The following is a 20152-nucleotide window of genomic DNA, read 5'->3' on the forward strand; positions in this document are numbered from 1 at the left end:
CCGGCACGACACCGAGATTGGCGAGGGTGACAACGCGAAGATCACCTTCTTTTCGGTGTACATGCATCTGCAAAACGTCATGCCAACGCTGGCGGTGGGCAAGAAGATCTATCGGAAGGACATCTTGGGCACTCCCGGCCAGATCTACGGACAGTTTCCGCAGATTCACTTCGAGATCGTGTGCGACGAAGCGAATCTTAAGAAGATCATCGGACGAGAGCCCGGTCCGGCTGGGCAAACAGGGCGGACCGATGCGGTCTATGGGGACATCTGGTTCTTTGTGCCGCAAGGCGCCAAGATTTTCGCCAAGGAGCCTCACCCTTACCGTGACGACGACAGTGCCGCCGCTGTTGGGAGTCTCCACGAACAGTCTTCCATTGTAGGGGCCGGAACCAGTTGCGATCTGGTGGTTCGCATGCGTTACGATAAAGACTGCATGCTGACGACCTATGTTCAGGATGCAGGCGGAAACTGGTCCGCTTCTGGAGCAATGGCAACCGAAAGCGACGCGGAATACAACCTATACAAACGGGCTACCGGTCTGCAAAGCCGTTATAACGACGGCAGCCTCGCAGGCGTTACCGGGCTAATCGCACCATCGCCAAGCGCCATCTTCGAAATGATCCGGTTCGGACGCTGCATTGGTGACCAGATTCCGAATGGCGCACGCTTCAACCACTGGAGAAAGGTCAACACGCCAGATGCCGAGGGGTGGGTCAACCTGTCTATGGTCGGTGTGAGGGTTTATAGCGATGCCGATTTTCCTGAGTGGGCCGGATGGAGCTTCATCAAGGATGATCCGACGCCCGACAGTCTGTGCGACTCGCCGACAGTAAAACAGTGGCTAGATGTGAACAATTCTGGACGTGTCACCCATGCCGACGCGGTAGGGGCATTGAGCGTGGATAAGGTCAAACAGCGTCTTTCTCACGCTGTTTGCAAGTTTCCCTCCGAATGGAGTAGGGAGGGGCTATCGGATCGGTACCTGTGGTTGAAGAGCGCACACGAAGCGTTGAGCAATCCGTTGTCGGACTCGGACTTCTCCACACTGATGGAGCATGCGCGCGCTCTAGGCTTTTGGGAGGATATTATCGATGTCGACTTGCCACCAGCTGACCAGTGCTGGCATCTTCCGGTCACTGGATTCATAAAGCAAATGAGGAATTGTCGTTGGCTCTCTTCCGATGAACTAGAACGAGTTTATCCGAATACTTATGTCGAAAAATCCAATGGGCAATTGCACCAGGCCGCCAATGCTCTGTCGGATGATGTGCGCAATCGATATAAGGTGATCCTGAATCGGCTTATGGAAAAGCATTCGATTACTAGAAATTCAATGCGAATGTCTCATTTCTTAGGGCAAGGAGCCGAAGAGTCAAGAACGCTCGCGTGGATGGATGAGCATAGAAGCGAAGCTTCCTGTAATTCTCTTTATGCACATTCAAATGGAAATGATCTTCCTGGAGATGGATACAAATTTCGGGGAAGAGGCATGAAGCAGTTAACGGGAAAATATAACTACGCCGAATATTGGGTCTATAGGGGATGGCTGGCGAGGAGCTCTTTCACTCCGTCTTGGTGGAACCACCCGCATCCGATCAGGCCAGATATTGCGACGCCGGATATCCTCTTGACGGTTCCTTACAACACGATAGATGCTGGAGCGTGGTACTGGGAAGCCACTCCGAATCGAGGCTTGCCGCATCTCAAGAGCACAATAAATCTTCACGCAGACGCCGGCGTGAATGAGCAAATTATTGAAAGAGTTACCAGGGCAATCAATGGCGGACTTCATGGTGAAGAAAATCGAGTCCACCATACCTTGCGACTTTATAAGTTCTTCGGAGATGATTGATGTATAAAATTCGTCGAGTCGTTTGGGGTTTGACGTGCATCGCCATCTGTGTGAGCTGCGCAGAGAGCAGTGCTCAGGAGGCTCGTAAAGTGTTCTCCGATGAGTATGTGATATTTTCTTATCCTGAAAATCGCTATTCGAATGTGCGATTCGGAGAGGTAACGGAGGATGGGTTCTATACCTACTATCTGAAAGTGAAGGGTTCGGACGCAGAGGATATCCTGACCGTTTGTAAGGCAAACCTTCGCCATTGTGGCTTGGATACTGGCGCGGTCAAACCTTATTGGTACAGCAGCGATGGGTCGCTAATGCTGTTTAGCGCGACAACGACTGTCAAGAAAAAAGCGGTGGATTCTGGTGAAGCTGCATACGAGGCTTTTCCTGCATGTCCTGCAACCGACAGTGAGGGGCCGTCAGCCTATGGTGGTGATTGCTATGAATTGGTTGAGGAGAGTCGTGATAAGACGTTATCTATAACTTACTGGATCGGATCAAAATCACTTCATCGATCGAAATCGAATGCCGCCAAACAAGCGAGGGTCATTTTAAAATCGATTGTGGTGAAGTAAATTAAGTGTATTGATCGGCATTTTTAATGTCATCAATAATTTGAAAAACGATCTTCGGATTTTCATCGATGAGTAAAGCACCTGTCTGCCACGGTGATCCGACCACCACGGGTGGCAAGGTCATCGCAACTGCATCGACTATGTTCGATGGTGATCGGCGTATTGCGCTCGATCAGGAGATGGCCACGTGTGGTAATTGTCCGGGGGAGCACCCGATCCAGGGGACCGGTACGGACATGGACGAAGACGGGCGAGCCAGTGTGCTTGATAACGATCCCGTACAGTGCCCATGCGGTAAAAACCACGTCAAGGCGGGATCGGACGCTGGATGCTCGACTGGCTGAGATCGAACTGCTGTGCGGACGCTATATTAGGACCGCCAGTGCTCGATGCCGAGGCGGCACGTTCGAGGCCCGCCGATGGGGATGTTCGGCGACCCGTATTATCCGCTTTGGACGCTTCACAATGGGGTGAGCAAGCTGGCTGGCGAGGTATAGCGTTTCGCCGAGGCTCAACAAGGCTACTCTGAGGCCCAGCCTTTATGATGAGATCTAGGCGATGAGTGCGATGCGCGGAATGGATGAGATGCAAGAACCGCTGTTCGCGACGGTAAAGCTGGAAGACTTCGTGCCAGCCGATCATCCGCTGCGGCCGAGATGGCCTGCGCCCGCCTGTCATCAACTCGAACAAGTCCTTTGCGTACCAAGTGGCTAATACGATGTCGATCTCTACGGATTCGGTCTATGCGCGCCTGTCGAGCGCCGAGGACGAGCTCAAGCGCCTGCGTCTGAGGCAGATGCGTTGGCTTGCCACGGGACTGCTGATAGGCGTCACGGTGCTCTATGGCGTTTCGGTCGTCTTTGCTCGATCGAGCCCGGCATGGCCCTTCATCGGCGCATTCGCCGAGGCAGCGATGGTCGGCGCCTTGGCCGACTGGTTTGCCGTGACGGCGCTTTTTCGTCATCCGCTCGGCCTGTCGTTCATCCCCCATACGGCAATCATTCCGAAGAACAAGAATCGCATCGCCGATAACCTCGGCGATTTCGTTCAGGGCGAGTTCTTTTCGACGGAGCGTGTGACGAACGTGATCCGGGCCGTCGATCCGGCGGCGAGAGCGGCACAATGGCTGGCCGACGAAAAGAACGCGGATCTCATCGGTTCGGGTGCCGTCAAACTGTTGAGCTACGGCTTGACGCTGCTCGACAACGCCAAGGTGCGCGCGTTCCTGAGAAAGACGGTGGCGGACAAGTTCGCGGATATCGATTTATCGACATTGGCGGGGCAAATCCTTCAAGCGCTCACGCACGACGGCCGGCACCAGGCCGTGCTCGATCAGATGCTCACGGCAACGAGCAAGTATCTGAACGACGAAAGCATCAAGCATCGGGTGGCCGAATTCCTGGCGGACAAAATTCCGCTCTATTTCAAGTCATGGAAGGATTCGACAGCGAACTATGCGATCGAGAAGCTGCTCGATTTTCTCGGCAAACTGCTGGACGAAGTCGATCGGAATGCGGATCATCCGCTGCGCGCCGAATTCGACCGGGCGGTATGGCGATTGATCGCGAGACTGAAAGACGATCCCGCGTTTCGCGATCAAATTCGCGCCTATCAGCGTCAACTGGCCGCTAATGAAGTGCTGACCGACTATATCGATGGGCTATGGCGAGATTTCAACGCCTGGCTGCGCGCGGATATTGCGAGCGGTCAGTCGGCCATTCGGGCAAGGCTGTCGGGTGCCGTGAGCGCGTTCGGTGCCGCGTTCGCGGACGATGCGGGAATGCAGCAGGTCGTCAACGAGCAGATTCTGCTGCAGGTGCCGCGTCTGCTCGATCGTTTCCGGCCGAAGCTGGGCGTGTTCATCGCGAGCAAGATGAAGGAATGGAAAGAACATGAGGTCGTCGAGAAGCTCGAGCTCAACATCGGCCGCGACCTGCAGTTCATTCGCCTGAATGGAACGCTCGTCGGAGGCTGCGTTGGGCTCGCGATTCATCTGCTGACCGTATGGCTGCAGTGAGTTCGGTGGGCGGGCAAGACCTTACGCCGCGGCCGGCTCCTGAGCGAGATGCATGCTGGGGCTCGAGGCCGCGGCATGCTCGCGAATCAGTTGTTCGACCGTGTCGCCCGATACCGTTTCGGATTCGAGCAGGCGCTCGGCGATGGCCCGCAATACCGGTTCGTTGGCGCGCAACAACGCCTGGCATGCATCGTCGAGCTCCCGCAGCAGAACGTTCGCGTGTTCGATCGCATTCTTGAGCTGCAAGCCCGCGTATTGAGCCGGCAGCGCCGCGAGGCTGAACAGGTTTCCGTCGGCGTTGAAGCCGAACTTCGACACCATGTCGAGCCCGATCCGCGAAGCTTCCTGCAAATCCTGCGCGGCGCCGCTCGACGCTTCGGAGAACACCAGCAACTCCGCGTTACGTCCGCCGAGCAGCACCTGGATTTCGTTGCGCATCTCCGTCTCGCGATAGAGGTGCTTGTCTTGCGCTTTCGTGACCAGTGCCACGCCGAGTGCGCCGCCCCGCGGCAAAATCGTGATTTCCTCGAGCACGCCGGTATGGAGCAGAGCCGCCACCAGACCGTGCCCCGCTTCGTGAACGGCAATACGCGTACGTTCTTCTTCCGACAGTGCGCGTTCCGCGCCGCTGACGTCGCCGATGCGCGCGATCTTGATGGCTTCGATGAAATGCGCGGCCGTAATGGTGCTCGCGCCAGCTTTGCGAGCGACCAGGCCCGCTTGGTTGACGATCATCGCCAGCGTGGCGGGCGAAAGCCCCGTCGTCAGCCGGGCCAATTGCCCGAAGTCGATATCGTTCGCCTTGGACGTCAGCTTCGCCGCATAAAAGCGGAGAATCTCCGCGCGGTCTTCGAGATCCGGCAGGCGCACTTGTACTGTGCGATCGAACCGGCCGGGCCGGCGCAACGCTTCGTCGAGGTTCTCGGGATGATTGCTCGCGGCGACGACGATCACCCCCTGGTTGGATGCGAAGCCATCCATTTCCGCCAGCAACTGATTGACGATGCGGTTGCTTTCCGCTTCGGCCGGCCCGCCGCCGGTATCGGTGCGCTTGCCTAGGCCGTCGGCTTCGTCGATGAAGATGACGGTGGGCGCGTTTTTACGCGCCAGCTCGAACAGATGCTTGACCTTCTGAATACCGACACCGTAATACTTCGCGCTGAAATAGCTGCCGGTGATCGAGATGAAGCTTGCGCCGCATTCGCCCGCGAGCGCTTGCGCCAAGCGTGTTTTGCCGACGCCAGGGCCGCCCGTCATCAGAATGCCGCAGGGGGCGCGCACGCCCATATCGGTGAATCGCGCCGGGTCGGTCAGATACGACTGAACGTCCGCCAGTGCGGCTTTTGCTTCGCCGGCGCCGATGACGTCCTCGAAGCGCAATGTCGGCGACTCTTCGAGCAATTGTGCGCCGCCCGTCATTTCTCGGCGCATGAACCAGAAGAGGCCGCCGATCAACATCAGGGGCATCAAAAGGGTAATGAGGTCGCGAATCTTGTCGAATACGGCAGCCCAGCGAGCCATTCCGGTTTGGACGTTCGCGTCGGGCAGCCAGACCAGTTGATAAGGCGCATCGGCGCCCGCTTTCATTTCGCCGAGCAACAGCGCATTTGAAAACGCGCCATTGTGATCGGTCACGAAGTATTTAGCCCCCGTTTGCGTCGACACCAGAATCGCGTCACGGCTCACACCTATTGCGGCAACCTTCTCCTCGCGAATGTCGCGCAGCATTTCCGATGCGTCCCGCTCTTGCCGCGTCCAGGCTGCGGGATCGTGTCGCATCTGGAGGGCGATGCCGGTCAGCGCCGGATGCGTCGCGCCGCCGCGCTGCTCATAGCGCAGATAGCCGAATGCTGTGATTACCGCGATAGCTATGGAGATTGCGCCAAAGACCATATATCGGACGATTCGGGCGCGCGGCGAATTCTTTGCCGGTTTCATGCAAGTTTCCTAAAACGGGGTCGTGGTCTATAAGGCGGCGCAATTAAGTAGGAGGAAAAACGTAACTATTATGCGACCCCTATTCAGTGCAGTGCACCAGTCGCATTATGCCTGTGGTTTGCATATAACCAAAAGGCAAGGAAAGGCCAAATTTGCCGTTATTCCCGGGATTCGAGCAATGAGCGGGGGCCGGAGCGACCTTGGACTGTCCTGTATCAGCCGGGGCGGAGCGGGGGCGGAGCATATGCGGTACGTCGCTTGCTTGAGGAAAAGCGATGCGTGCAGCTTGGGCGCACGACCCGCAACAGCCAACGGAGGTCAGATCATGCTGTATTACGCTCTCGTATTCTTCATCATCGCGGTCATTGCCGCTGCATTCGGCTTCGGCGGCATCGCGGCAGGCGCGGCGAGTATCGCCAAGATCCTGTTCTTCGTCTTCGTCGTCATCTTCCTCGTGACGCTGATCATGGGACTCGTGCGACGGTGACGGGAGCAAGCTGAGCCAGGCAGTTTTTGCGCTGCTGCGAGCTGACTCCGGCGGTTACCCAGCCGCCGGAGTCAGCGCCGCAGCGCCAAGCGCACGCGGCGGCCGCCACCCCTCATGACTCCACGCGGGAGTGCATCGCCTCGCTGGAGTCGGTCGTCGTCTGAGAGCCGGATGGCATGGGCAATCGCGCGCCGTTTTGGTCTTCCACCCGGTTCCGTCCGCCGGCCTTCGCTCGATAGAGCGCGGCGTCGGCATGGGCGAGCAACGCTTGCGGTCTGGCACCGCATAGAAACTGACTCGACGCATGCCCGATCGACACCGTGACATACGGCGAGTTTTTGGAAGGCGCGGGCAACTGCAGATCCGCGATCGCGCGGCGCAAGCGCTCCGCGATGGCCAGGCCGGTTTGCCGATCGCAGTCCGGCAGCACGGCCATGAATTCCTCTCCGCCGTATCGCGCGATGAAACCGGCGGGATACCGCAATTGCGCGTCAAGCGCCTGCGCGACTCGCCGCAGGCATTCGTCGCCGGCCAGATGTCCGAACGCGTCGTTATACGCCTTGAAATGATCGACATCGACGAGCAGGACGCCGAGCGGACGATCAGACTCGGCCGCAAGCGCGAATTCACGGCGATAGCGCTCGTCGAAATACGCCCGGTTGAGCAAGCCTGTGAGCCCGTCACGCACCGACGATTCTTTGAGTGCACGATGTGCCTCGGCCAATTTTCTATACAGTCCGCTGGTCTCGTACATCAGCATGCCCAGGAGCGCGCTGGCCGATGCCATCGATGCGAGGCGCGCCGCATACCAGCCGACGCTGTACCGCGCTCCCGCCGCGAGCGTCAACGTTACGTCGATGAGCTCCGCAAGCAGTGCGATGGCAAGCCACAAATCCATCGACGTTTTTAGCCGCGTGACCATGGCGTGCGTGACGAGTGCGCCCGCGCAGACCGCTTCGACGATGAGCAGCGCGGGGCCGGGCGTCAGATGCCGGTAGTACTGCGTGCTTGAAACCAGATCCGGCAGCCGGCCATGCTCCACGATGGCTAGCGCCGACAATGCGATCGATAGCGAGACCGATGCGACGAGTGCGAGGGCGCCACGCCGGTGTTCCGAGCGAGCGTCGATCGGCGGCCGCCATCGCGCCGCCAGCGCGAGTGTGACCAACAGTGGAAATCCTCCATGCCAGAGCAGCCAGATCCAGATGGAGGTTTGTCGTCCGGCGCCAAGCAGGCCCGTGCCCGAAAACACCCCCGGGAAGACGATCAAATGAATGGCCGCGCTGATGCTCGCGAATGCGTAGGCGCTCGCGAGCACTGCGAATACGAACCGTCGCGATGCTCGGTATTGCGTCCAGAGTAAAAAAGCGGTCAGCGCTGCCGTGAGCGTCACCGACGTCGCGAAGATGGGCATGAACGGCTGCACGACGATGGCTTGAGCCTTCGCGTGCGGCCAGACGAACAGCGCGGCGCAAATCAGGACGGTCGCCGCGATGGCGGCCGCAAAACGGTGCCGCTTCGCAGCGGTCAAATGAATGAGCGTGACTTCCATAGTCCGGTCCGGGCTAGCACGGAGCAGTGAAACGCAGGCTGTCGGGAACCGAACCGTGGCGTGCGAGCTGCGATGAAAATTTGGATGTCATATTATGCCGGACTGGGTTCGTCGCATCGGCAAGCACCCATAACGCCGATAACGGCCGATATGCGGGAAACTTGATGCCTGAAACCTTTCCCCGCACATCAACTGCCGAGTAGATAATTCAGCGTTATCGGCAATAACAGCAACCGCCAAGGAGAACTGACTTGATTCGCTCGGCAACACCGGAAGATGCGGCGTCGATCGCCAGTCTCTACAACCATTACGTGGAGAACACGATCATCTCGTTCGAGACTGAGTTCGTTTCCGCGGAGGCGATGCGTTCCCGCATCCTCGAAGTGACCGAGGCCGGTCTGCCCTGGGTGATCGCCGAGCGAGCCGGTCAGGTTGTCGGTTACGCCTACGCAAGCAAGTGGAAGGGCCGCTGCGCGTACCGGTTTTCCGTCGAAAGTTCCGTCTACGTCGCCGCGGGGCATACGGGGCAGGGCATCGGTGTCGAACTCTACGAGGCGCTGATCGCTCGATTGCGCGAGGGCACCACGCATGTCGTCATCGGTGGCATAGCGTTGCCGAACGAGGGAAGTCAAGCGCTCCACGAACGCTTCGGCTTCCGGAAAGTCGCGCACTTCGAGCAGGTAGGGTTCAAGTTCGGGCGCTGGGTCGACGTGGGGTACTGGCAACTCGTTCTGTGAGGCCGGGCCTGCCGATCAAAGCGGCTCGATCAGATCCTTCGCAAACGATCGGCAATAGGTGGAGCACGCATCCTGGGCAGCGTTGACAGCGGCGTTGACTGTCACGCTGGCATCCACCGGCCGGCACAGCGAGACGACGATCGGTGGGGGCATCGGCGTCAGCGGCAATTCGACGAATTCGCCGCTGCGCAGCGCGTCGGCAACGAAAAGTCGTGGGATGGCGGCCACCCCATAGCCGTCGCGAATCAGCTGGACGATCGCGGCAACCGATGGCGAGCACGTGATGCGCGTCGTTTCCTGAGCTATCCCGTGTTCCCGCGCGAGCGCATGAACGATGCTTTCGAGTGCGACCTGCGGGGCCGTGCCGCGACCGAACGTCAGCAACGGACGTTTGAGCACACGCAGCGCAAGCCCCGATTTGCGCGGTGAAAGCAGCCCGCGGCGTGCGATCCAACGAACCGGATAGCTTGCAACGGCGCTCGACACGACCTTCGTGCTATCGATACCCTCCACGCGAATCGCAAGATCCAGCTCGCCGCTGAGCAGGCGCCGTTGCAACACGGCACTCGTATCGACGGTCAGGTCGATTTCCAGCTTCGGGAAATGGGCGTTCAAATGCGCGATGTAGTGCGCGAGCCAGCTATGCACGACCGTTTCGATCACGCCAAGCCGCAACTTGCCGCCCACCACCACTTTCTGTCCCGCCGCCTCCCGCAACGCGCGCACCGCGTCGACCACATTCGCTGCCAAGCCGAGCAGGCCGACCCCGGCTGGCGTCAGGCGGAACTTCGGCGTGCTGCGATCGACGAGTTCGCATTTGAGTTCGTCTTCCAGCGAGCGAATCCGTAGCGAAATCGCGGCGGGCGTGGCGTGCAACGCCCGCGCGGTCGCTCTGAAGCTCTCGAGCTGAGCGAGCGTAACGAAGGTTTCAAGAAAGCGGGTGTTCATTGTTGCATTATGAATGCGCCAAAAATCGACAAAGACCGTGCATCGAAGGCGGGCTGGTCTGAAGCCGATATTCCCGCCGACCGCATGCGTCGAACGTTGCAAAGAAGGGTGCCTTGCCTTGTCAGCATTGGAGACCAGAGCAGGATCAACGCTGCGACTGGGTTTGACTCATCGGCAATCCATCCGGGAAGACCCTGATACTTCCGTTAAGTTTTCCTAAACGGAAACGATCACAAATATTCGCTGGCGCGTCGATTTTGACGCGCATACGCTGCGTTTCATGCTTCGCGACCACGAGATCTCCATGCCATACGAATTCCGCCAGCAGGTCCGCACCCGGCGGTTCCACGGACCGACGGCAGGCCATTGCGGCGAGTACGCCCAGGCGAACCTCGCTATCCTGCCGAAAGCCTATGCCGAAGACTTTCTGCGTTTTTGTCAGCGCAATCCCAAGGCTTGTCCGCTGCTCGCAGTCGGCGAGCCCGGACAAGGGCATCTGCCGGCCCTCGGGCGCGACGTCGATGTCCGTACCGACGTACCGGGTTACAACGTCTATCGCGATGGCGTCCTGACCGAGCAGCCGCGCGACATCGTCGAGCATTGGCGCAGCGATCTCGTCGTCTTCGCCATCGGCTGTTCGTTTTCATTCGAGCAGATACTGGCGTCGGACCGGATTCCCTTGCGGCATATCGAGGAAAACGTCAACGTGCCGATGTATCGCACGTCGATTGCCAACCAGCCCGCGGGCCCGTTCGGCGGGCAGTTGGTCGTTTCGATGCGGCCGATGAGCGGAGCGCATGCGGTGAGGGCGGTGCAGATCACGAGCCGTTTTCCGGGCGTGCACGGCGCGCCCGTGCATATCGGCAGCCCGGCGGCCATCGGCATCGACGACTTGAGCCGTCCGGACTTCGGCGATGCCGTCACCGTTCGCGAACACGAATTGCCGCTCTTCTGGGCATGCGGCGTCACCCCGCAAAGCGCGATCGAAAGCGCACGGCTGCCGTTCGCGATCGCACACAGGCCCGGGCACATGCTCGTGACCGATATCCCCAATGCATCGCTCGCGATCCTGTGAGCCGATACGCCACCATCAAGCTGATTGTTCGGAGAAGCTGTCATGACTACGGAAGCCCACTACGCCGGTAGCGCACCGGTCCCGGAGCCCGAGGCGCCTTTGCCCGCCTCACCAGGCCTCTTCGGCTGGTATGCACACACGAGCCGAGGCGAACGTCGCGCCTTTTGGAGCTGCAAGATCGGTTACGCGCTCGACGCGATGGACACGCAGTTTCTCAGCTTCGTGATCCCGGCGCTGATCGCAAGCTGGGGGCTGACCAAAGGCGAAGCAGGGCTCATCGGCACCGTGACGTTGCTCACGTCGGCCCTCGGCGGATGGATCGCGGGCATTCTGTCGGATCGCATCGGCCGCGTGAGGACGTTGCAGATCACGATCGTGTGGTTCGCCTTTTTCACGCTGATGTGTTCGTTGACGCAAAACTACACGCAATTGCTCGTTGCGCGCGGCTTGATGGGTTTCGGTTTCGGCGGTGAATGGACGGCGGGCGCGGTGCTCATCGGCGAAATCATTCGCCCGCGCGATCGCGGCAAGGCGGTCGGCATGGTGCAGGCGGGATGGGCCATCGGCTGGGCGGTGTCGGCCGGGCTTTATACGCTGGTTTTTTCGCTGATGCCGGCCGATACGGCGTGGCGCGTGCTGTTCGCCCTCGGCGTGCTGCCGGCGCCATTCGTCATCCTGATCCGCCGGCTCGTCGACGAACCGGAAATTCACCGCCAGCAACAGCAACGTGAAGCGGCCGAAGGCCAGCGCACCTCGTTCCTCGAAATCTTCGGCGGCGGAGTCTGGTTCACGACGCTGCGCGTGGCGGTACTGGCAACGGGCGCGCAAGGCGGCTACTACGCCATCACGACGTGGCTGCCCACCTGGCTCAAAACCGAGCAGCATCTGAGCGTGGTCGGCACCGGCGGATATCTCGCCGTCGTCATTGCCGGGTCCTACGCTGGCTATCTGTGCGGTGCGCTTTCGAGCGACCGCTTCGGCCGGCGCCTGACGTTCATTCTGTTCTCGGTGGCGTCGATGCTGATCGCGCTCGTCTATACGCGCGTTCCGATGAACAACGAAGTGCTGCTGGTGCTAGGGTTCCCGCTCGGCTTTTTCGCGTCGGGGTTGTTCGCCGGCATGGGCGCATTCATGACCGAGCTCTTTCCAACGCGTATTCGCGGCTCCGGCCAGGGGTTTTGCTACAACTTCGGCCGCGCCGTCGGCGCGACGTTCCCGTTCCTGATCGGGCTCGTCGCGCAGACGATGTCGCTTGGCTCGGCCATCGGCGTATTCGCGGCGATCGCCTACGGCGTCGTCGTACTCGCTGCGATCACGTTGCCGGAAACACGCGGGGCGGCGCTCGAGACCTGAGCGTGTTCGGGCAGGCTCGACGCCTGCTCCAAGTGCGGCGCGTCAAGCGCAGTAACTGCATCAACTGCATCCGGAATCGTCCAAGGCTCGCTCAACTGAACCTCTTCGCAATTGGCACCTGCCCCGCCGCGATCGATGACGATGAAGTCGCTGCGGTCCCCGAGCGCGAGCAACGGGTGGTGCCAGACTCCCTTGGCATAGTTGACGCCTTGCCAGCCGCGCGTCACGAAGGCGCGCAGCTGTCCCGCGTCGAGCGTGCCGCACGGGGCGACCACGACGAGGTAAGGCGCATCGCCAATCGGGATGAATGCCTGCGAGCCGAGCGGATGGCGCTCCATCATCCGAATCTCGATCGGAAAGCGAAACGGCTGAGCGCGGAAGACGTTGACGAGCACGCGCCCACCCGAATCGCCGACATCGATGTTGGCGAGATCGTGATAACGCTCGGTCGTGCCCGCGTTGATCGGAAAGCGACGCGCGCCGTCGAGCTCGATGACGTCGCCGAACGGCGCGAATGCTTCACGCGTGAGCGGCTCGATTTCGAGGACTTTCATCGTTTCGGACTCCCGAACAGTCTGAGACGCGAGACACCGCCGTCGGGCACGATATTGAATCGCACATGGGTCACGGGCCCGTTGTTGACGATCTCACCGGCAAACGTATGGTTCGCGTCCATTTGCAGCCGTTGCTCCGGCAGCAGGACGGGCCAGAACATCGATTGCGTCACGAGCGACTCGTCGGTCCCGCCGGTGACGAACGCAGCCTGAATCGAGCAGCGGTCCGGGTAGTTGCCCTTGAAGTGTGCCGTATCGACTTCGATGCGGTGAATCTCGCCCGGATGCGCGAGCGCGACGATGCACCAGTCGTTGCCGGGTTCGCGACGGCGGCGCGTTTCCCATCCATCGCCCATATTGACGCCGCGTCCCGGCATCAGCATGTTCGAGGCGAACCCGAAGTGCTGGTTGTTCGCCGTCACGACATGGGCGCCGTTCTCCATCGCCGCGAGGTTGACGGTATCGGTGTTCGCAAGCCGGCTCCAGTCCACCTGCGGCTGACCGTAGACGCGCAGGCGTGCGAGGCCGCCATCGGGATAGAGATTGATGCGCAGGTGCGTGAACGGGCGGTTCGCCTCGATCGCATGATAGTGATGCGCATTGCCCGAGAGCGCGACCGACGGCAGAATCTCGACCCACTCGCTCGACGATCCCGGTTCGCCTTCGGTGCAGGTCGCCTCGATCGAAGCCGCGGGCGGGAAATTGCCGGTGAAATGGCTCGTATCGAGATCGACGCCTTTCACGATGCCCGGCCGCGCCAGTTTGACGATGCACCAGTCATGTCCGGTCGTACGTTTGCGGCGCGTCTCCCAGCCGTCCATCCATTTGCCGTGGTCGTCGTATTTGCCTGGAATGAATACGGCGGCCTCGGGGTTGAGCATGCGGTCCTTGGGCGCAAAGAACTCGTCGCTTGCTTCGAGCGCTTGCGCGCCGAGCCGGGGGTCGGCCAGATTGACATAGCGCCGGGTGAACGCCGGAGCGTTCGGGTCTAACGAAACGATAGCCATGATGGGATGTCGATGTCCTGAGAGTTGAGCGGTCCCGAGCGGCGGGGGTGATCGCTGCGATCAGCCAGCGCGCGCTGCTGCGGGGGCGTGGGGCACGGCACCGGCAGACGGCGCTTGCGGTATGAATTCGAGGCCGGACTCGCCATCCAGCACGCGCTTGGCGCGTGCGCGGTCGATGTCGTTTTCCCAGGCCGCCACCACGATTGCGGCAACGCAATTGCCGATCAGATTCGTGACCGCACGCGCAATGCCGACGAACCAGTCGACGGGCAGGATCAATACGAGCCCGAGCACGGGTATGGCGGGAATCGCGGAGAGCGTCGCGGCGAGGATAACGATGGCCGAGCCGGGGATGCCGTGTGCGCCTTTCGACGTCACCAGCGACACGAGCACGATGACGATCAGGTCGTGCATCGAGAGCGGGGTGTTGGTGGCCTGCGCGATGAAGAGAACGGCCAGCGTGAGGTAGATCGAAAACCCGTCGAGGTTGAACGAATAGCCCGTGGGGATCACGAGACCGACGGTCGAATCCTTGATGCCGAGCCATTCGAGCTTACGCATGACTTGCGGCAGCACGGCGTCGGACGATGCGGTGCCGAACACGATCGACAGCTCGTCTTTGAGGTAGCGTATCAGCTTGAAGATGTTGAAACCCGCGATACGCATTGCAACGCCGAGCACGACGCAGACGAACACGATGCAGCTCAGATAGAAGACGGCGACGAGCAAACCCAGTTGCTTGAGCGACGTGATGCCGTATTTGCCGGTCGTGAACGCGATGGCGCCGAGCACGCCAAGCGGTGCGAGCTTGATGACGAAACCCATCACGCAAAAGAGCGCCTTGGCGAGATCGTCGATGAAGCCCGACACGCGTGCCGCCTTGTCTCCAAGCAGCGAAAGGGCAGAGCCGAACAGTACCGAGAACACTAGAACCTGAAGAATGTCGCCCTTGGCGAACGAATCGGCGATCGTGTCGGGGATGATCTTCAGCAGAAAGCCGCCGACGTCCTTCAGGCTTTTAGCATGCTCCGTGTAAGTGTTGAGTGCGCTCGCGTCGACCGTACGCAGATCGATATTCATTCCCGCACCGGGATGGATGAACCATGCCAGCAATGCGCCGATCACGAGCGCGATCGTCGTCATCGCCTCGAAGTAGAGGATGGCCTTGCCGCCTACGCGCCCGACCTTGCGCAGGTCACCCGCGCTGGCCATGCCGCTCACCACCACGCAAAAGACGATGGGTCCGACCACCATCTTGATGAGCTTGAGAAAGCCGTCGCCGAGCGGACGCAGCGCTTCGCCGGCATGCGGGAACAGCGCACCGATGGCCACGCCGGCGATGAGCGCTATGACCACGCGCCCGAAAAGGGAATTCAGAAATCGCGACACAGTCTGCCTCCATTCGATAATGAGTCGGTAACGGCGCGGTGGCCAGACTGGTCGAACTGGTCAGACCGGACTCGTTATTGCGGATATTAGAAACCCAATATGCGAGCGTCAAGGTCCGATCGAAGGGGGTTAACCCGCGCCTCGAATCGGTCCCGTCGGCGGAACGTTGCTCCGCGCGGTTGCGGCGGCGATTGCCCGCTCGTAATACACTACCGGTCTGACCGCCTGAAATCCGACCCGCCGCGCATGAACAGCATTCCGCAAACCGTCACCGAGGCCGCGATCTCCACGATTCGCGAGCGCATTCAGCAAGGGATTTATCCCGTCGGCAGTCTGCTGCCTGCCCAGCGACAGCTCTCGGAGGAACTCGAAATCAGCCGCGCTTCGTTGCGCGAAGCGCTTTCGACGCTGGAGGCGCTCGGGCTCGTGACGATCCGCGCGGGCAAAGGCGTTTATGTCAGCCGCGCTCGGGCCGCCCGGACTCAGCGTTGGCGGTTCGCCGATCAGGTCTCGCTGCCGGACACCTATCAGATGCGCTATGCGCTCGAAGGCTTCGTTGCGCGGCTGGCGGCTCTCGCCGTCGGCGACGAGGATCTGGCCGTGCTGGATCAGAACGTGGAGGCGTTGCGCGTCGCGCTCGTCGAGGGCGATTTCGAGGCGGCGGCCGCGCTCGATTTCGAATTCCACATGCGGATCGTTGCGCTGGCCGGCAATTCGGCCATCGAATCGATATTGCGCAACAGTGCGGAGATCATGCAGGAAAGCCAGCGGCTGCCGTTCTATCAACGGGAGCTCGCGCTCTCGACGCATCGCGAACACACCGCGATCGTCGAGGCGCTGAGGCGGCGCGACGCCAGCCGCACGGGGCGTGCGATCGAGGCGCATATCGTGGCCGCGGCACAGCGCGCCGGCGTCCATTTTCCGGTGCCGACGGGAGCGGGCGCCGCGCCGGTCCTCGAGACCCCCGGCGGTGCGGCGGCGAAGGAGCCGCGCCGAAACGGCAAGGTTGCGTCGTCGCGATAGTCGGCGCTGCACGCGCCGATTCAGCGCGGAGCGCTTTTCAACCCGGGCTCGGCTGCTTCGCGGCGGACGGCCGTGAGCGCAACTGTTCGTGAACGTCGTGCGACAAGGCGAGCAATGCCGGCCGATCGATCCCGCTCGAGATCGCATAACCGAAATCGCCGTCCACCCAGTAAAAGACATTGACGGGACCGTCGCGGTACAGCGCGAAAGCCGTCGTATCGGCGCTCGCCTTTCGGTGCGAGATCGATAGCGTCACCCGCCGGCCCTGTGCGTCTCGATACATGAACATTGCCATCTCGCCGTCGGCATCATGCAGCAGACGGCCGCCTATCAGCTCATATCCGCTGCGTAACAATATCGGCGGATGAATGTCGGTGCCGAGCTTGGCAGAGAGCCATCGTACGAAGTCCTGCTCGTGGCTCGCACCGAGTTGCGAGGGCCGCTCCACGGTCGGCATGTATACGACGTGCGCGATGGCAGCGCGGCGCGCGAACGTCTGGCTTGCATCGGCTCGAACGGCGCCTGTCTCGTTCGAACCTGCAACCGATGGGGTGCGCTCGTAGCCCAACCGCATGCCGCCTTCCGCCCCGATGCCGATGCCGATCAGCAGTGCGGCGGCAAGACCCGCAAACCAGGGCCAATTGGCGGTTGTACGCCTGCGCTGCAGCGCGGCCGGCCGTAGGCGCTTCGGTACCGGTTCGCCGAGGACGCGGTCGTAGCGCTCGCGAAGCAGCGCATTGAGCGCGAAATAGTCGTTCACGCGAGCGGCGAGCGCCGGGTCGCGCGCAATCGCCTGGTCGACGTGCGCACGCTCCTCGTCCGACAGCATGCCGTCGACATACGCGTGAAGTACTTCGTCACCGATAGGGTTCGTTTTACCGGTCATCGCACCACCTTCAGCTTTTCGACGGGCTGAGCGCCTGCCATGAGGTTTCGCAACCGCTCACGGCCGCGCGACAGTCGGGACATGACCGTACCGATCGGCACGCCGAGCGTCAGCGCGACGTCCGCGTAGCTCATCTCTTCCAGGCCGACCAGCAATACCACTTCGCGTTGCTCTGCCGGCAGCCGCTGAAGCGCATAGTCGAGATCGCGCATCTCGAGCGATCGCAACTGGCCGCCCGGCACCGCGAATTCGGCTTGTCCCAGTTGCTGCTCGTCGGCCTCGACGTAATGCGCGCGCGATGCGGCCCGCCGGGTTTGACTGGCGAAAACGTTATGCATGACCGTGAAGAGCCACGCGCGCAAATCGGTGCCCGCCTCGAACTGATGAAGGCGGCCGAGCGCGCGCTCGAGCGTGTCTTGTACGAGGTCGTCGGCGAGTTCCCGGTTGTGAATGAGCGCGCGCGCATACCGCCGCAGTCGGGGAATGTGCTCCATCAACTCGTCACGTTGGTTCATGGGACTTGCCGGTCAGCGGCTTCAGGCATGTTGGCTCGGATTCCTGTTCTGTTCGAGGCAAACGCCGCCGGCGGCCCAATTATTCCGCCCGATTCAAATTCGATTCAGGGCCGCGGCGCGCGGCGTGTGGCACTCCACGCGGATGAAGCCGGGACGTGTGAGGGTACGCCCTCGAGGAAATTCGCCCGGACGATGGAATATCCCCGCGTCTCGTGCAGTTCGCCCAGTGATGGTTCGCTTTGTTTTTGCTTTGCATTCATCGGGACTTTCATGAAAAAAACTGCACTTCTCGCAGCGGCGCTGGCGCTCGGCAGTGCCGCGTTCGCTGCCGGCAAATTTACCGCCAGCTCAGAGGAATCCGCTTTCCTCGCGGAAAACGATCGGGCGATGACCCGAATGATGGAGGGCATGTCCGTCAAGCCGGCCGGCGACGTCGATCGCGACTTCGTGCAGACGATGATTCCTCACCATCAAGGCGCGATCGACATGGCACAGGCGGAGTTGCGCCACGGGCGCAACGAGCAATTGAGGCGGATCGCGCAAGAGATCGTCGTCGAGCAGCAGCAGGAAATCGTCGCCATGCGGCTCGCGCTCGGCGAGGCGCTGCCCGCGCCTGCACCGGCACCCGACCAGGGCGGGTTCGCATCTGAGCCGGCTCGATCGGCGGCGCCTGGCCCCCACGAACATTCCCAGCCCACGGGCACAGCCATTGAGGAGTCCAAATGAACGGTCTTTGTTTTCGCGCGCTCGCTTGCGCCATGTCTGCTGTTGCCGCACAACTCGCGTGGGCGGGCCAGGTGCCGGGCTCCGCGTCGAGCCCCGATGTGCCGATCACGCATCGCGACCGGGTGTATGCCGCCGAGCAGTTCTCCAATACCGTGTCGATCGTGGATCCGGTCACCAATCGTTTCGTCGGGGCGATTCGGCTCGGGGATCCGGCGCCGAAGAACTTGTCCCCGCTTTACCGGGGCCAGGTACTGGTACACGGCCTGGGATTTTCGCCCGATCATCGCACGCTCGCGGTCGTCTCGATCGGTTCGAATTCGGTCGCGTTCATCGATACGCAGACGAATGCCGTCAAGCACATCACTTATGTCGGCCGTTCGCCGCATGAGGCTTTTTTCACGCCCGACGGCAGCGAGGTGTGGGTGACGGTCCGGGGCGAAAACTATATCGCCGTGCTCGATGGAAAGACCTTCGAGGAGAAGACGAGAATCAGGGTGCCGGCCGGCCCCGGCATGCAGATCTTTTCGCCCGACGGAAAGTACGGATACGTCTGCTCGTCGTTCAATCCGGAGACCGACGTGATCTCCGTCGCCGATCACGAGATCGTCGGCAAGGTGCGCCAGGCAAGCCCGTTTTGCCCGAACATCGCGGCGACGCCGGATGGCACGCAAGTGTGGTTCACACTGAAAGATATCGGCAAGACCCAGGTATTCGACGCGCGGCCGCCGTTCAAGGTCCTTGCCACGCTCGACACGGGACCGATCACCAACCATGTCAACATCGTTCGTCGCGGCGGCGAAATGTTCGCCTATGTCACGGTCGGGGGCTTGAATCAGGTGAAGGTATTCCGCACCGACGATTTTTCGCAGGTGGCGACGATTCCCGTCGGTAATCTGCCGCATGGCCTCTGGCCGTCGGGCGACGGTAGCCGTCTTTATGTCGGCCTCGAAAATGCGGATGCACTGGCTGTCATCGATACGGCGACCAACAAGGTCGTGGCGACGGTCCCGGTCGGCCAGGCGCCCCAAGCGGTGGCCTACGTGCCTGAAGCGGTGCCGCGCGGCGACGGCACGCAAAACACCGAGCCGCTCGGCCTTGCCGCGAGCGCGGCGCATCTCGAACTCGTACCGGTGCAAGGCGGCCCGGCGCGAACGACGGTCGCGCTCTTCGATCAAGGCCTGTTGCAGGTGCTCCAGGCTGCCGTGACAGGACTCGAGCCCAAGCAGGCCTATGTGCTCGGGCTGACGGAGCATGCCGACGGTACCGGTCGCATCGAGCCGCTCGCGGCATTCATGACGAACCCGGCGGGCTCCGCGGTCGTCAACGCTGTCGGCCAGATTCGCGAGATCGTTGCCCCCGGTGCAAGCGCGCCCGGCGATGTGCGCCGCTACCTCGTCATCGCGCCGAGCGTGTCCGGCAAGCCCGGCGCGCCCGTTCAGCGCCAGTCGCTTTGATGGCCGCACGGCAGCGCTGCTTTCGCGCACCGCATCGAGAGAATCAGGCAAGAATCCGAGACGATCG

At 61.2% G+C, this 20152-nt stretch carries 17 protein-coding genes and 2 pseudogenes; 11 read left to right on the forward strand and 8 right to left on the reverse strand.

Going from position 1 to position 20152, the window contains the following annotated elements; genetic code table 11:
* The 4 genes from ACO1XS_RS25080 to ACO1XS_RS25095 form a co-directional block, all read left to right on the forward strand.
* Positions 1-1855: glycoside hydrolase family 19 protein (locus ACO1XS_RS25080; protein WP_486391964.1), on the forward strand; the 1855-nt coding region annotated here is incomplete at its 5' end.
* The gene (locus ACO1XS_RS25085; protein WP_486391965.1) at positions 1855-2424 is read left to right on the forward strand and encodes a hypothetical protein; all 570 of its coding nucleotides are present in this window, start codon (positions 1855-1857) and stop codon (positions 2422-2424) included. The genes ACO1XS_RS25080 and ACO1XS_RS25085, both read left to right, overlap by 1 nt.
* Before the next feature lie 68 nt (positions 2425-2492).
* Positions 2493-2768, forward strand: a complete 276-nt coding sequence (locus ACO1XS_RS25090; RefSeq protein WP_440559589.1) for a PAAR domain-containing protein — start codon at positions 2493-2495, stop codon at positions 2766-2768.
* A 374-nt stretch (positions 2769-3142) separates the two neighbouring features.
* Complete coding sequence (locus ACO1XS_RS25095; protein ID WP_331569032.1) at positions 3143-4441, forward strand: DUF445 domain-containing protein; 1299 nt, start codon at positions 3143-3145, stop codon at positions 4439-4441.
* 21 nt (positions 4442-4462) lie between these two features.
* Here the strand turns inward: ACO1XS_RS25095 and ACO1XS_RS25100 are convergent, their stop codons facing one another.
* Positions 4463-6379 carry an AAA family ATPase gene (locus tag ACO1XS_RS25100; protein WP_331569034.1) on the reverse strand — a complete coding sequence of 639 codons (1917 nt, stop codon included), beginning with the start codon at positions 6377-6379 and terminating at the stop codon, positions 4463-4465.
* 325 nt (positions 6380-6704) lie between these two features.
* On the opposite strand from ACO1XS_RS25100, the gene ACO1XS_RS25105 reads away from it, so the two are divergent.
* Entirely contained in the window at positions 6705-6866 is a 162-nt protein-coding gene (locus ACO1XS_RS25105) for a DUF1328 family protein (protein WP_173256962.1), read from the forward strand.
* Positions 6867-6978: 112 nt separating this feature from the next.
* On the opposite strand, the gene ACO1XS_RS25110 is transcribed toward ACO1XS_RS25105, so the two are convergent.
* The gene (locus ACO1XS_RS25110) at positions 6979-8418 is read right to left on the reverse strand and encodes a sensor domain-containing diguanylate cyclase (RefSeq protein ID WP_486391966.1); all 1440 of its coding nucleotides are present in this window, start codon (positions 8416-8418) and stop codon (positions 6979-6981) included.
* A gap of 251 nt (positions 8419-8669) precedes the next feature.
* Here ACO1XS_RS25110 and ACO1XS_RS25115 point away from each other — a divergent pair, with 251 nt between their 5' ends.
* Entirely contained in the window at positions 8670-9155 is a 486-nt protein-coding gene (locus tag ACO1XS_RS25115) for an arsinothricin resistance N-acetyltransferase ArsN1 family B (RefSeq protein WP_440559593.1), read from the forward strand.
* A gap of 15 nt (positions 9156-9170) precedes the next feature.
* Here the strand turns inward: ACO1XS_RS25115 and ACO1XS_RS25120 are convergent, their stop codons facing one another.
* A complete protein-coding gene (locus tag ACO1XS_RS25120; protein WP_331569040.1) occupies positions 9171-10103 on the reverse strand; it encodes a LysR family transcriptional regulator in 933 nt (310 codons plus the stop codon).
* A gap of 304 nt (positions 10104-10407) precedes the next feature.
* On the opposite strand from ACO1XS_RS25120, the gene ACO1XS_RS25125 reads away from it, so the two are divergent.
* Positions 10408-11178, forward strand: coding sequence for a putative hydro-lyase (locus tag ACO1XS_RS25125; RefSeq protein ID WP_331569042.1), 771 nt, complete (start codon positions 10408-10410; stop codon positions 11176-11178).
* Between the two features lie 42 nt (positions 11179-11220).
* Positions 11221-12531: an MFS transporter gene (locus ACO1XS_RS25130; protein ID WP_331569044.1), complete on the forward strand. Its 1311-nt coding sequence runs from the start codon at positions 11221-11223 to the stop codon at positions 12529-12531.
* 47 nt (positions 12532-12578) lie between these two features.
* Here the strand turns inward: ACO1XS_RS25130 and ACO1XS_RS25135 are convergent.
* The 3 genes and pseudogenes from ACO1XS_RS25135 to ACO1XS_RS25145 all read right to left on the reverse strand — a co-directional run.
* Positions 12579-13085 (reverse strand): annotated as a pseudogene (locus ACO1XS_RS25135) (ureidoglycolate lyase); the annotation flags it as partial.
* Positions 13082-14092 carry an allantoicase gene (gene alc, locus ACO1XS_RS25140; RefSeq protein ID WP_331569046.1) on the reverse strand — a complete coding sequence of 337 codons (1011 nt, stop codon included), beginning with the start codon at positions 14090-14092 and terminating at the stop codon, positions 13082-13084. The pseudogene ACO1XS_RS25135 and the gene alc, both read right to left, overlap by 4 nt.
* 60 nt (positions 14093-14152) lie before the next feature.
* Positions 14153-15481 carry a C4-dicarboxylate transporter DctA gene (locus tag ACO1XS_RS25145; RefSeq protein ID WP_331569048.1) on the reverse strand — a complete coding sequence of 443 codons (1329 nt, stop codon included), beginning with the start codon at positions 15479-15481 and terminating at the stop codon, positions 14153-14155.
* Between the two features lie 246 nt (positions 15482-15727).
* On the opposite strand from ACO1XS_RS25145, the pseudogene ACO1XS_RS25150 reads away from it, so the two are divergent.
* A pseudogene (locus ACO1XS_RS25150) lies at positions 15728-16411 on the forward strand (FadR/GntR family transcriptional regulator); the annotation flags it as partial.
* Positions 16412-16541: 130 nt separating this feature from the next.
* Here ACO1XS_RS25150 and ACO1XS_RS25155 read toward each other — a convergent pair.
* Positions 16542-17390 carry an anti-sigma factor family protein gene (locus ACO1XS_RS25155; RefSeq protein ID WP_331569050.1) on the reverse strand — a complete coding sequence of 283 codons (849 nt, stop codon included), beginning with the start codon at positions 17388-17390 and terminating at the stop codon, positions 16542-16544.
* Positions 17387-17905, reverse strand: coding sequence for a sigma-70 family RNA polymerase sigma factor (locus ACO1XS_RS25160; protein WP_331569052.1), 519 nt, complete (start codon positions 17903-17905; stop codon positions 17387-17389). The genes ACO1XS_RS25155 and ACO1XS_RS25160 overlap by 4 nt, the downstream gene beginning before the upstream one ends.
* A gap of 270 nt (positions 17906-18175) precedes the next feature.
* On the opposite strand from ACO1XS_RS25160, the gene ACO1XS_RS25165 reads away from it, so the two are divergent.
* Both ACO1XS_RS25165 and ACO1XS_RS25170 read left to right on the forward strand, forming a co-directional pair.
* Complete coding sequence (locus ACO1XS_RS25165; RefSeq protein WP_331569054.1) at positions 18176-18631, forward strand: DUF305 domain-containing protein; 456 nt, start codon at positions 18176-18178, stop codon at positions 18629-18631.
* The gene (locus tag ACO1XS_RS25170) at positions 18628-20085 is read left to right on the forward strand and encodes a YncE family protein (RefSeq protein ID WP_331569056.1); all 1458 of its coding nucleotides are present in this window, start codon (positions 18628-18630) and stop codon (positions 20083-20085) included. Before ACO1XS_RS25165 ends, ACO1XS_RS25170 begins: the two co-directional genes overlap by 4 nt.
* Positions 20086-20152 lie beyond the last annotated feature (67 nt).

The organism is Trinickia sp. (assembly GCF_057351765.1).